Source organism: Fictibacillus phosphorivorans, from assembly GCF_007673525.1.
Classification (GTDB): Bacteria; Bacillota; Bacilli; order Bacillales; family Fictibacillaceae; genus Fictibacillus; species Fictibacillus phosphorivorans_C.
In genome coordinates this window covers 2,205,345-2,217,954 of sequence record NZ_VDZU01000001.1, presented here as the reverse complement: position 1 = coordinate 2,217,954, position 12,610 = coordinate 2,205,345, and the positions used below count along the sequence as shown (strand labels likewise).

At 39.3% G+C, this 12,610-nt stretch carries 16 protein-coding genes and 1 other RNA gene; 13 read left to right on the top strand and 4 right to left on the bottom strand.

The window, feature by feature from the left end; all coding sequences use genetic code 11:
* The first annotated feature begins 1 nt into the window (after position 1).
* From FS458_RS11045 to FS458_RS11015, 7 genes are all read left to right on the top strand, one after another.
* Positions 2 to 733: a CoA transferase subunit A gene (locus FS458_RS11045; RefSeq protein WP_144700529.1), complete on the top strand. Its 732-nt coding sequence runs from the start codon at positions 2 to 4 to the stop codon at positions 731 to 733.
* Positions 676 to 1,338: a 3-oxoacid CoA-transferase subunit B gene (locus tag FS458_RS11040; RefSeq protein ID WP_144700527.1), complete on the top strand. Its 663-nt coding sequence runs from the start codon at positions 676 to 678 to the stop codon at positions 1,336 to 1,338. Before FS458_RS11045 ends, FS458_RS11040 begins: the two co-directional genes overlap by 58 nt.
* Positions 1,339 to 1,357: 19 nt before the next feature.
* Positions 1,358 to 2,620, top strand: coding sequence for a peptidase (locus FS458_RS11035; RefSeq protein ID WP_144700525.1), 1,263 nt, complete (start codon positions 1,358 to 1,360; stop codon positions 2,618 to 2,620).
* Entirely contained in the window at positions 2,617 to 3,924 is a 1,308-nt protein-coding gene (gene gabT, locus FS458_RS11030; RefSeq protein WP_144700523.1) for a 4-aminobutyrate--2-oxoglutarate transaminase, read from the top strand. The genes FS458_RS11035 and gabT overlap by 4 nt, the downstream gene beginning before the upstream one ends.
* A gap of 140 nt (positions 3,925 to 4,064) precedes the next feature.
* Entirely contained in the window at positions 4,065 to 5,138 is a 1,074-nt protein-coding gene (locus FS458_RS11025; protein WP_144700521.1) for a hypothetical protein, read from the top strand.
* Positions 5,131 to 5,517, top strand: coding sequence for a hypothetical protein (locus FS458_RS11020; protein WP_144700519.1), 387 nt, complete (start codon positions 5,131 to 5,133; stop codon positions 5,515 to 5,517). Before FS458_RS11025 ends, FS458_RS11020 begins: the two co-directional genes overlap by 8 nt.
* A gap of 34 nt (positions 5,518 to 5,551) precedes the next feature.
* A complete protein-coding gene (locus FS458_RS11015) occupies positions 5,552 to 6,982 on the top strand; it encodes a hypothetical protein (protein WP_144700517.1) in 1,431 nt (476 codons plus the stop codon).
* Between the two features lie 48 nt (positions 6,983 to 7,030).
* Here the strand turns inward: FS458_RS11015 and FS458_RS11010 are convergent, their stop codons facing one another.
* The gene (locus FS458_RS11010) at positions 7,031 to 7,282 is read right to left on the bottom strand and encodes a DNA alkylation repair protein (protein WP_144700515.1); all 252 of its coding nucleotides are present in this window, start codon (positions 7,280 to 7,282) and stop codon (positions 7,031 to 7,033) included.
* A gap of 106 nt (positions 7,283 to 7,388) precedes the next feature.
* Between FS458_RS11010 and FS458_RS20720 the strand changes: the two genes are divergently transcribed.
* From FS458_RS20720 to FS458_RS11000, 3 genes are all read left to right on the top strand, one after another.
* The gene (locus FS458_RS20720) at positions 7,389 to 7,529 is read left to right on the top strand and encodes a hypothetical protein (protein WP_186320522.1); all 141 of its coding nucleotides are present in this window, start codon (positions 7,389 to 7,391) and stop codon (positions 7,527 to 7,529) included.
* Between the two features lie 30 nt (positions 7,530 to 7,559).
* Positions 7,560 to 7,744: non-coding RNA, 6S RNA (ssrS, locus tag FS458_RS11005), on the top strand.
* Positions 7,745 to 7,825: 81 nt separating this feature from the next.
* Entirely contained in the window at positions 7,826 to 8,713 is an 888-nt protein-coding gene (locus FS458_RS11000; protein ID WP_137789537.1) for a 5'-3' exonuclease, read from the top strand.
* On the opposite strand, the gene FS458_RS10995 is transcribed toward FS458_RS11000, so the two are convergent.
* Together FS458_RS10995 and FS458_RS10990 are read right to left on the bottom strand one after the other, a co-directional pair.
* Entirely contained in the window at positions 8,710 to 9,639 is a 930-nt protein-coding gene (locus FS458_RS10995; protein WP_144700513.1) for a DMT family transporter, read from the bottom strand. The two genes, FS458_RS11000 and FS458_RS10995, sit on opposite strands and share 4 nt — an antisense overlap.
* Positions 9,632 to 10,039: a reverse transcriptase-like protein gene (locus tag FS458_RS10990; RefSeq protein ID WP_144700511.1), complete on the bottom strand. Its 408-nt coding sequence runs from the start codon at positions 10,037 to 10,039 to the stop codon at positions 9,632 to 9,634. The genes FS458_RS10995 and FS458_RS10990 overlap by 8 nt, the downstream gene beginning before the upstream one ends.
* A gap of 70 nt (positions 10,040 to 10,109) precedes the next feature.
* Here FS458_RS10990 and FS458_RS10985 point away from each other — a divergent pair, with 70 nt between their 5' ends.
* From FS458_RS10985 to FS458_RS10975, 3 genes are read left to right on the top strand one after another with little or no spacing between them, the layout of a single operon-like run.
* Positions 10,110 to 10,778, top strand: coding sequence for a reverse transcriptase-like protein (locus tag FS458_RS10985; protein WP_144700509.1), 669 nt, complete (start codon positions 10,110 to 10,112; stop codon positions 10,776 to 10,778).
* A 52-nt stretch (positions 10,779 to 10,830) separates the two neighbouring features.
* Positions 10,831 to 11,130, top strand: coding sequence for a DUF6123 family protein (locus tag FS458_RS10980; RefSeq protein WP_137789533.1), 300 nt, complete (start codon positions 10,831 to 10,833; stop codon positions 11,128 to 11,130).
* Positions 11,131 to 11,132: 2 nt separating this feature from the next.
* A complete protein-coding gene (locus FS458_RS10975) occupies positions 11,133 to 11,777 on the top strand; it encodes an HD domain-containing protein (protein WP_144700507.1) in 645 nt (214 codons plus the stop codon).
* A gap of 452 nt (positions 11,778 to 12,229) precedes the next feature.
* Here FS458_RS10975 and FS458_RS10970 read toward each other — a convergent pair whose 3' ends face one another.
* Complete coding sequence (locus tag FS458_RS10970) at positions 12,230 to 12,556, bottom strand: 2Fe-2S iron-sulfur cluster-binding protein (protein WP_137789531.1); 327 nt, start codon at positions 12,554 to 12,556, stop codon at positions 12,230 to 12,232.
* Positions 12,557 to 12,610 lie beyond the last annotated feature (54 nt).

Sequence of the window (12,610 nt, the reverse complement as noted above, 5' to 3'; positions counted from 1 at the left end):
AATGGCCAAAGGTGTTGATAAACAGATCACACTAGAGAGTGCCTCTGCATATTTTCATAATGGCATGTCACTTATGGTCGGCGGCTTTGGAGGAGTGGGTGCTCCTCCAACCCTTGTTAATCTCATTTTAGAAAAAGATATTAATGATATCTTTCTGATAAGCAACGATACAGGTTTCCCTTGGATCGGACCTGGTAAGCTGATCACGGAAAAAAGGGTAAAAAAATTAATAGCCTCTCATATCGGCTCAAACCCTGAAGCTGGTAAACAGATGCAAGATGGGTCTCTAGAAGTGGAATTTTTTCCGCAAGGCACACTTGCTGAAAAAATAAGAGCTGGAGGTATGGGGCTAGGCGGTATCTTAGTAGATGTTGGTCTAGGAACGGTTGTTGAAGCGAACAAAGAAAAAGTCTTGGTCAAGAACAAAGAATACATGATCGAACCAGCTCTAACAGCTGACGTAGCAATCGTTTATGCAAAAAAAGCTGATCGGTATGGAAATCTCATCTATGATAAGAGCGCTCGAAATACGAATCCACTCGTGGCTATGGCAGGACAGATAACGATCGCAGAAGTAGAAGAGATCGTTCCCATAGGTTCCCTTAACCCGGAAGAAATCGTTACGCCAGGCGTCTTTATAGACTATATCATTCAGAGTAAAGGAGTGGACTGGAAATGGGTTTGGGAATTGAAACAAGGCACAGGATCGCAAGAAGGGCAGCCCTCGAAATAACTAATGGAATGATCGTTAACCTTGGAATCGGTATTCCCACGCTTGTTGCAGATTATATTGAAAAAGACCTACATATCATGCTGCATACGGAAAACGGTATATTAGGCATGGGTGGGTCACCAGAAGCAGGCAGTGAAGATGGTAACCTATCGAATGCCGGAGGATACCCAGTTTCCATCAAGCCAGGAGCTTCTTATTTTGACAGTGCTACAGCATTCGGAATCATTAGAAAGGGATTGCTTGATGTAACTATATTAGGAGCACTAGAAGTGAGTGAAAAAGGTGATATTGCCAATTGGATCGTCCCAGGAAAGCGGGTTCCTGGAATGGGTGGAGCGATCGATCTTGCACAAAAAGCAAAGAAAGTCATTATATTGATGAACCACACGGATAAGTACGGAAATCCTAAAATTGTTAAAAACTGTTCTCTTCCGCTTACGGTCAAGGAAGGCGCAGACATGATTATCACAGAGAAAGCCGTTTTTCACTGTGAAGATGGAAAACTTTATCTGCGTGAAATCATGAGCCCATATACGGTAGAAGATGTTATCCAGACAACGGGTGCTTCTATCGTTGTTGATGAACAGATCTCTGTTTTTCAATGAGAAGTGAGGGAGGTAACACATGTTAGTTAAAGAAAAACTCTCAAACTGGTTGATGAGCGAACAAGAAAATGCCATTAACTTTTTACAAAAAACGGTTCAAGAAGCGAGCACGACTGGAAATGAAACGGGTGTACAAAAGTTGATCGCACGAAAACTCGAGGAAATTGGACTCGAGGTTGATATGTGGTATCCGGATGGTGAAGAGTTAGCGAAACATCCTAATTTTTGTGCAAACCGGAAAGATTTTAGTACAAGTCCTAATGTTGTTGGAATCTGGCGGGGAAAAGGAAACGGACGTTCACTTGTTTTAAACGGTCATGTGGATGTCGTCCCAGAAGGTGATATAAACCAATGGAACGATCATCCTTACAGTGGAAAAATAATAGATGGTAGACTCTACGGCAGAGGATCAACAGATATGAAAGGTGGAAACCTCTCCCTACTGCTAGCCATTCAAGCACTTAAAGAAACAGGGGTTCAGTTAAAAGGTGATCTACTCTTTCATAGTGTCATAGAAGAAGAAAGTGGCGGTGCTGGAACGCTCGCTGCAGTTCTACGAGGATACAAAGCAGATGCAGCCATTATTCCCGAACCTACGAATATGAAGATCTTTCCTGCTCAACAAGGTTCTATGTGGTTCCGGCTTACCGTAAAAGGAAAAGCGGCACACGGCGGCACACGGTATGAAGGAGTTAGCGCTATCGAAAAAGCGGTAGTTGTATTAGAGGCTATCAAACAGTTGGAAATCATCAGAAATGATAGAGTGACAGACCCTTTATATAAGGATATACCGATACCTGTTCCGATCAACGTAGGGAAGATATCTGGTGGAAACTGGCCGTCGTCTGTTCCAGATACGGTTGAAATAGAAGGAAGAATAGGCGTTGCTCCTAACGAAACATTGGAAGAAGTAAAAAACGAATTAGAGAAATATCTATTAAATGTCTCAGACCCGTGGCTAGAAGAGCATAAGATCTCTGTAGAATGGTTCGGTGCACAATGGCTGCCAGGATTGATTGAAACACAACATCCTCTCATGAAAATGCTCTCAAAGAATTTTGAAGAGGTAGTTGGAGATCAACCCATCATAGAAGCGTCTCCATGGGGAACTGATGGCGGCTTATTATCTCATGTCGGCGACACTCCGGCGATCGTGTTCGGGCCAGGGGTTACAGGGGTCGCACATTATCCAAACGAATATATTGAGATTTCAAAGATCATGGAAGCTGCTGAGATCATAGCTTTAACGATCTATGACTGGTGTGGAGGCGATAATGTATGAAGAAATCAGAAGAGCTATTAAAACGGAAAGAATTAAACGTCCCAAGAGGTCCTTTTAATACAGTCTTGAATTTTGTGGATCATGCTAGCGGAAGTACGATGGTTGATGTTGATGGTAACGAATATATTGATTTTGCTGGAGCGATCGGGACATTAAACGTTGGTCATTGTCCGCAAAGAGTAGTAGAAGCACTTAAAAACCAGGTGGAAAAATACATTCACCCATGTTTTCACGTGATGATGTATGAACCGTACGTTCAGCTGGCAGAGAAGCTGAACGAGATCACACCTGGTGATCATCATAAGAAAACTTTCTTTTTGAACAGTGGTGCAGAAGCTGTAGAAAACGCTGTTAAAATCGCAAGGAAATTTACTGGAAGAAAAGCCATCATCTCGTTTGAACGTGGATTTCACGGTAGAACGTTGCTCGCCATGAGTTTAACAAGCAAAGTAAAACCATATAAGTTCGAGTTTGGACCTTTTGCACCAGAAACATATAAGATGCCCTATCCTTATTATTATCGTGAGGATCGTAACGTTGAGGAAACCGATAGAGCGATCTTAAAGAAATTTGAAGACTTCTTCTTAGGAGAAGTTCCACCTGAGGAAATTGCAGCGATCATTTTTGAACCTGTTCAAGGTGAGGGAGGTTTCGTTATTCCTTCGAAAACGTTCGTTAAAGGTCTTCGCGAGATTTGTGATAAATACAATATCCTGTTAATCGCCGATGAGATACAAACTGGATTCGGCCGTACAGGAAAGATGTTTGCGATGGAACATTTTGATGTTGTTCCAGATCTCATGACGATGTCGAAATCGATAGCTGCTGGCCTGCCGATATCAGCTGTAACAGGCAGAGCGGAGATCATGGATGCACCAGCGCCAGGTGAGATCGGGGGTACCTATGGAGGAAGTCCATTAGGATGTGTTGCAGCGCTAGAGGTCATCTCAATGATTGAAGAAGAAGGTTTGTTAACAAGAGCGAATCAGATCGGGGAAAGAATTACCAACACCTTTTCAAAATGGAGAGATCAATACGAATTTGTTGGTGATGTTCGAGGTATAGGTGCTATGTGTGCGCTCGAGATCGTGAAAGATAAAGTGACGAAAACACCAGACCCTGATCGTGCGAAGAAAATCATTGCACTTTGTAACCAAAATGGCGTAGCCATTATGGGAGCTGGTCTTTACAGCAACGTTATCCGGATACTCTCACCACTCGTAATCTCTGATGAACAGCTTCTTAAAGGCTTGAACGTGATTGAGAAACAGCTTGCGAAAGTAAGTGAAATGGTATCGTCATAAATCCTTGTTGCAACCTCGTCTTTAAGACGAGGTTGCTTTCTAGTTATAAGTATTTTTTTCAAATTAATGGATATTTACGAAATGAAAATTCGGAAAATCATGCTAATATGATGGTATAGATACTAAAGGGGCTGTACGACTTGCAAATCATAAAAAAATTGCTGATCGGTTCTGTCTTAATTGGTGGATTTGTTGTTTACACACAGTACGAAAAAAGCGCTGAACCAACTTGGACGGTGAATTCGGAACAATTTTCGGTTGTGAACACATTAAAAGATGGAATGAAAAGAGAATATATCAAGTTTGATGAATTAGAGCTGATTGATAAATACGGTTTTCTTAAAGAAGTAAACAAGACAGTGACGCTAAAAGAATCGTATCGCACGTTAAAGATTGAAAAGATTTGGAACATGAATGGCCGCATGTATCTTTTATACAGTGTGGACGTTAAAGAAAGAGATAAAGACGAGTATCATATCCCACGGCTCTCTGTTAAAAACATGCAGTTTCAAACAAAAGAGGGTAAGGAGCTCGTCCTCAAGGCTGGTGAAGAGATGGGTCAACCAGGTACAAGAGACGAAGGGTTCGTTTATAAGCACCGTTTATACCGTTCCATGATGCTGATGCCCGGTATGTTTGATTCTTCAGAGAACGATTGGTCGATCGTATCAAAAGCAAAAATCGTTCGGCTACAAGACCTTACCATTTCATCTAAGGACAATGGGGTAGATTCGATCGAGGATATAGCGTTAACGGTACCTTCTGAAGATCCTTATACAAAAGTTTTGAAAAGTGAACCGATCGATCAAACGTTTACATATGGAGATAACCAAAAAGTTAAGATCAAATCAATAGATGCTTTACTTTACGAACAGAGACTAAGCGTAGAAATTCCAAATGATGAAAGTTTAATCGGATTTGCAAGCAAAGATAACACACTACACGATGTACCTTCTACATATGGAATTCTTGGAACCAAAGAAAATGGTTATTATGTTCCCGTTTATGATATGCCGGAAAATATGGAGAAGAAGAAAGAAAAAACTCTCACATTTACTTCTTCTATACATAAAGATCCTCGAACTTTCTCATGGAGAATTCCTAGGAAAGATATAAAAAGATTTATTAACAATAAAAATCAACCTATTCTAAAGAATCAAGAAATATTAAGAATGAATGGTACGGTACTACGCTATGAAGGGAACTATGTTTGAACAAAGCCCCAGAATCAAGTTGAGCTTAATAACGGAAATGGATCAACAACTAAATCATCTGCGTTTGATTCCGGATCATTATTATAGTGATGCTGAAGTATCTGACGATTACGAAAGAGTATACAAAAACAATATCATCACAATCTCAGGTGAGAATAAAAAGAGAATCAATAATTTTGAAGTGCAAAGAGCAGAAGAAGAAAACAAAGCCACCTATTATATTACTTTTTATAACAAAGAAGAGATGGAAAAGGGTGAGATGAAACCGATCTTGATTCCTGAGAGTGACTTGACGATCACAGTATCAAATCTCTCTTATCTAAAGCCTCTTACTAATCCAGTGGACATTAAATATAAGAACATCATGATTATGAACTGATAAACCATGAAAGTGGTAAAGGAGACAGGTTACTTTGAGCAACAAGCGAAATAAGATCATCATTGGACTTTTGCTGTTAATTGCGTTTGTCATTTACACGCAATATGAAAAAAGCGCAGAGCCAACGTGGAAAGTTAACGATGAAAATTTTGTTGTGATGGAAGATTGGGAAGAACTAATGGATACAGAGAAATCAAAATTTAGTGACCTTAAGTTTGCCGATCATTTCAAGTTATTAAAAAACAGTCAGATCTCTATACCGTTAGCGAATAATCAGCGGAAGTTCCAGGTAGAAAGAACCTATAACTTCGGGCAACAGCTGTACATACTATACAGTGTAGACCTTGTAGAACGGGATAAAGAGGAGAGTGATATTCCTGGATTATCGTTTAATCAAGTTGAGGTCACATCCAAGAAGGGAAAAACTTTTCAATTTCCTATTGATATCTATGAAGGAGAAGGCGCGATCGGTGGTGTTGTGTACAAGCATAAATTGTACCGGTCCATGACGATACATATCCAATACGATAAAGTTGAAACGGATGAAGAGTGGAAAGAGGTTCTTAGCAGTGAGACGGTTAAGCTGCTTAACCCAACATTCACTTCGAACAAAGGAAAGACGAAAATCGATAACTTAACTTTTAAAATCAAGCCTCATAATGTCTTTGACGTACCGCCTGTTCTGGCTACCGAAACGATTGATAAATCCATAGAGCTTTTCAATGACCAAAAGATTCATTTAGATGCGTTTGAAGTCTATCAAATGGGATCTAGAATCAAGTTGGATTCAAAGGTTAATCAGGATCTTGTTTCTCTATTTGGAACCATTGAAAATGGACAGAGTCTTTACACGTTACATACAGATATCACAGAAAATGAAGATTCAGATTACTATCTGGAAACGTATTCAGCTCTAGATGAACTTCTTAATATGAATGATTCAGATTCTTTAAGATTGTCGTTTACGCACTCCGTTCATAGAACGGACAAATCGTATGCATTTTCAGTATCTAAACAAGATCTAGTGCAATTTTCCAGCAATCCTGAAAAAGATATTAAGAAAAATGAAGTGATCGCTGACGACACTGATTTTAAAGTGGTTTACAGAGGAATTGAAAATGATGTTTCCAATAACGAAAAAGGAATTCGGTTTTCTATAGAAAGCAAAGTAGAGAATGTAGGACACGACGAATATCTTTATTTTCAACCCAACTATAATGAGAATAGGATCCAAAACCAAGAACGTTTTATGAATAACCTCGTTACGATCAAAAATTCATCAGGAGAAACACTGCAAAATTTCGATGTGATGCAAACATACGACGGTGAACAGTCTGGGTTTTTATTATTCTTTCACGAAGAACTTCCGAACGATGATCTCACCATCACACTTTCAAAATTAACAAAAATCTATCCTCTAAAAGAAAAGGTAGAAGTTCCTTTGAAACTTCCTACAGCCAAGTGATAAATCGTAGAAAAAGACTGCCGATAATTTTAGCGGCAGTCTTTTTTTCTATGCTCTAGGATTACTTTGAGCACGTTTGATATACATCTCTTCTTCTCCAACAATTCCACATGCTCCGCACTGAATCAATCGTTCTGAACCTTTATACGGAAGATGGAACATGTCTAACTGACCATCTTCATATTGCTGAACAACATCACCAGTGGATGGATCTAGCTTAACAGCTACAGGATTTTGTTCGATCACGTTAAAACGCGTTCTGTTCGTCTTGCAGTTGGGACATAAATAAGGATTTGCCATTTATCGAAACCCTCCTTTTTAGTCTTAAGTTAACCAATCAAGGAAAAATTATGTAAGTTATATTTTCAATTCATTTAGCCATAGTAAGAAAAAGGAGGGATACGATATGGGTAAGCAGAAAAAAGCTAACGCTAATGCACAGCGCAATAACAACGTGAAAGAAAATGGTGCAGAAAACCAAACCGAATTTGCGTCTTATGCAGAGATGGAAGTTGAAAAGATGCATCATGGCAAAAAAACAAAATGATTTTACTTCTTAAGAAACTGGTAGTATAATAAAAATCTGCGATGTTAGTGGCTTTTCCATGTCTTTAACCTATGTGCTAATGACGGGAATCCAATATGATCTGTCAGACAGCCAAGCCTTGCATTCGACTTGGAAGGCTGTAACGGCAGCTGCGGATACCCACCTGAGAGATCAGGTTCCAAAGGCATATAAAGTCACGGCAGAGCGGATTTTACTTAAACGACAACAAGCGTATTTTACATCACATGTAAAATGCGCTTTTTTCATAACATATTTCTACCGGGGGATAAAAAAAGATGGAAAAGAAAGAAGTATTACTGTTAATTGATGGATTTAATCTGCTTAGCAGATGTTATTTTGCAACAGCTTATGGAAAAGAAATGCATGATCTTCCTCGAAACTCAAAAGGTCAGTTTACGAATGCCATACGCGTTACCATTCAGAAACTGCTTATGCTCGTTCGAGATCATGAGCCTTCTCACATTGTAGTGGCTTGGGATGTTAAACGTGATGAGACACTCAGAAGAGAAAAATTTGCTGATTACAAAGGAACAAGAAACGAGTTGCCTGAGCCACTTATCCAGCAATTTGAGACACTTGTTCAACTTTTTGATAACATCGGAATTACGCAACTTACGATTCCGAGATATGAAGCGGATGATATCATCGGTACACTGGCATATCGCTGGAGAAACGAACGTGACGGAGAATGCATCATCTACAGCAACGATCGCGATCTTTTGCAACTTCTTTGCGAGAAGACATCACAGTTGATTACAGTAAAAAGAGATGAGCTGAAGTATACGCTGAATCACTTCCAAGAAGAGTACGGAATAACACCTGCACAGTGGATCGATGTAAAAGCCTTATTAGGTGATAAGAGTGATAATATTCCTGGGGTAGCAGGAGTCGGCGATAAAGCTGCACTTCCACTCATACAACAATATGGTGCTGTTGAATCGATCTATGAAAATTTTGAGAATCTAGATCCTAGATATAAGAGGTATCTGAAGAAACTCGAAGCAGGGCGCGAGATGGCTGTTCTTAGCAAAGATTTATGTACGATTTTTACAGATGTTCCTGAAGTAGTCGATAGAGACTTAGAAGAATGCCGATATATTTTAGATAAACAGAGTGTTCGAAGCGCATTAGAAGAATTAGAGATTCAAATAAGAGTGGGTTAAGTAAGATCCCACTCTTTTTGTTTGCGTTTTATCAACTTTTTATTGAACCGTATTTCAGATAAAATCATGCCGAGTAAAATCAACCCGCATCCTAACAATGATTTTGAACCCAATCGTTCATTCAGCATGATATAAGCAGTAAGTGCCGCAAAAACAGGTTCCATCGCAAAGATTAAAGCCACTCTTGCAGGCGTTGTAAACGATTGAAAGTGTGTTTGAGCCAAAAAAGCGAGAGCAGTTGCAAAGAATGAGGTGATTAGTAGAGCACTGATTACTTCCGGCTGTCGAACCAACTGGGCTGTGAACATCTGCTGCCAATCTTCTATCATGATTGCAGTTATAAAACTAAATACAGCAACGGTCACAAGTTGGATAATCGTTAGACAAATAGCGTTGTATGATGAAGCAAACTTTCCTGTGAACACAATATGAAGAGCAAATGAAATGGCACATAATAGTACATAGCCATCACCGACGTTCAGAGAAAGATTGTTGTGAATCGTTAGTAAATATAAACCGATTACAGCTATTATAGAGCTAATCCCGACTTGCCAACTCAGTTTGTTTCTTAACAATAAATAACTGAACAAAGGCACCAAGACAACACTTAATCCTGTTATGAACCCAGCTTTTGAAGACGTGGTATATAACAATCCGACGGTCTGAAACCCGTACCCTAAAAATAGCCAAAAGCCAAGTATAATGCCGCTGATCCATATGCTTCTGTCTGAAAAATGACTGAGTGACGAACGGTTAAACAAGAAGATAATTAGCAATAATGTTATGGCGGCAATGGAAAAACGCACGCTATTAAATGAATAAGGTTCTAAGAACGCGATTGCTTTCTGGACGATAACGAAAGTCGAACCCCAGATCAGAGCTACAAGGAGTAGATTGAAGTCGGCAAACCAAGTCTTTCTAAACATCTGACGGTCTCTTGTTTAACTGGATGGCCTGTCGTGCAAGTTCGTCTGCGATCTTATTTTGCTTTGAAGGAATCCACTTAATAAAAAACAGATCCAGTTGCTCTGTAAGATGTAAAGCTTCTTCTAAAAGTTTTGTATAACGTTTATCTTTGGCAAATCTTTTATCCACCGCGCTCTCAACTGCTTGTGAGTCTGTGCGGAACGATACGATTCTCCAATCATGTTCAATACATAATTTCAATCCATGAATAAGAGCTCTAAATTCCGCTTCATGGTTACTCATCATACCGATTGGAAAACGATATGAATGTGTAGTGCCGTTTCCGACTTTTACATATACGCCAGCTCCGGAAAGTCCGGGATCACCTGCACTTGCACCATCAATGTATATCTCTATCAATTCTTTCTCTCCTCTATATGATTATATTCGTATTATAAAGGACTTTATAAAAAACAAAAAGGAGATTACTATGAACTTCTCAATAGAGTATATGTATAAACATCCCAAATACCCCTTTAAGATTCGATTTGTTTCTGATCCTATGTCCTTAACTGAAGCCCTTTTTACAGCAACTGATTTGGAGAAGACCGGAAGAGTGTCTGAATTGGTTTTCATCGATACAAAAGATGTAACTTGGACGAAGAAAGAGCTGACTAAATTAACGCAAGTCAAAAAAGAAGAACCAAAAGATATCTCTGTTTATTTCGATGGAGGTTATAAGTCGGAAACAAGAACTAGTGGTCAAGGCATTATTATTCATTTTTCTCAAAACGGCATAACCTATCGAATTAAAAAGAACGCGAGTCTTACCAATCTTGAATCCAATAACGAATCAGAATATGCTGCACTGTGGATAGCGATTAAAGAACTTGAAGATCTTGGAGTCCAATATGAAGAGGTTACAATTCAAGGGGACTCGAAGGTTGTTATAGAGCAGCTCAAAGGAGAATGGCCTTGTTATGAAACGAACCTCCAGAACTGGGCAGATAAAATCGAAACACTATTGAATAAACTTCAGATCGAACCTGTTTATGAATGGGTGGCTAGAAACAAGAACAAAGATGCTGATCATCTCGTAACACAAGCATTAAACGGGAAGATCATACAAGCAAAGAAAGAAGTCATTGATAATTCCTGAATATTACTGGTACAATTTACTAGAATCTTTTGATTTTGGGGTTGAGGTAGAAATGAATGAGAACGTTCTAGGCGACTATATAGCTTTGTTAGCTTCAAAAGGGTTTCGTCTTAACGATGGTGACCTTCATTTTGTGGATTTTGGAAAACATTATACGGATGCAAGTGAATCTCAAGTGAAAATAGCATTAGAAGTTACATTAATTAAACAATTATCGTTTGACGGAAGTTACTTTATTGCTATATTAGAATCTTTAGTTAACGAAAATATCACCTCAAAGAAAAAAGCGTATGAATTGCTAGATCAGCTGCAAAACAACAACGAAAGAAAACATTCTTATACAGTGGGGTAAGTATGAAAGAGAAGATGATCCAACAGACAGAGACATTTGTAAAAGATAAGTTAAGAAACGAGAGCAGTGGACATGATTGGTATCATATCTATCGTGTTAAAAATCTGTCTCTGAACATCGCAGAAAAAGAAGGTGCAGATTACTTTGTATGTGTGATGGCGGCACTTCTTCATGATATAGCAGATGAAAAGATTGCAGGAACTGAAGAAAAAGGTCTTCAAGAAGTGAAAAATTGGTTAGAATCTATTTCTGTCGAGGAACCTTACATCACGCACATATTATCAATCATCTCAACGATGTCATTTAAAGGCGGCAGTGGAAAAGAGATGGAATCGATGGAGGGTAAAGTCGTACAGGATGCCGACCGTTTAGACGCGATTGGAGCGATCGGAATCGGCAGAACATTCGCATATTCAGGTGCGAAGGGGCAATTGATGTATGATCCTGAGATTCCTGTTCGAGAGACGATGACAAAAGAGCAATATCGGAATGAAAAGAGTACAGCTATTAATCACTTCTACGAAAAGTTGTTAAAATTAAAGCATGGGATGAATACTCCTTATGCAAAAAAACTAGCAGATGACCGGCATGCCTTTCTAGAAAACTTTCTAGAGCAGTTTTTTGAAGAGTGGGAAGGCAGAAAGTGAGTAAGTTGTCATGGACAAAAGAAGTAGATTCTCTCTTGTAATTTAAAGCTGAATAATCCGCATTAAAAAAGGCCAAAATAATGGCCTTTTTTAGTTATAACTAAACTAAAGAATAGTTGCTTTTGAATGTTTATTTTTCTCTTCCTATGCAAGTTGATTGGAGCGCAAGGTCGCCGACTCCTATGGGACGAGCGGAAAGTCAGAAAAGTGGAAGTGGCACGTTCAGCCCCGACAAGCAAAAGTTGGATGGGCGAGGAAGGCGCACTTTGCCTTCTTGGCCGTTAAACTTTTGACCTCGAGGGGCTTGCCACTGCAACTAGACAGGTGGAGACTCCTAATGGTGCGAAGCGCCAGGAGGCTCACCGTTCGCCCCTTGGAAAGCGAGCTAGTGTGAGCGGAAATTAACCACTTTCATAGAAACTCAATTATAACAAATCAGACTTTAATTAATATTAACACTCTTCTGCTGGTCGAGGTCCTGCGTCTAATCCTTCTGATGTTACAGTAAGAACTGGATTAATCGATGCATCTTCACTCACACAGATCTGGCAAGACAACCTTACATTACCTGATAGACCCTTCGTAGCGATAATATTCGCTTCATTTTCACCGATCGGTCCTAGATCTCCTGACAAAACTTCCACTCGACATGTTGTACATTTTGCTTTGCCTCCACAGCGGTGAAGGATATCAATTCCGTTGTCTTCAAGTGCATTTACTAGTTTTTTGCCGTTCTCGATCTCGTATGTACCAAATCCACGCACATCAATTTTTGCCATTTTACCTGCCTCCTTAAAATAAATACTTAGTATTTCTTTCCATTCTTATTATAC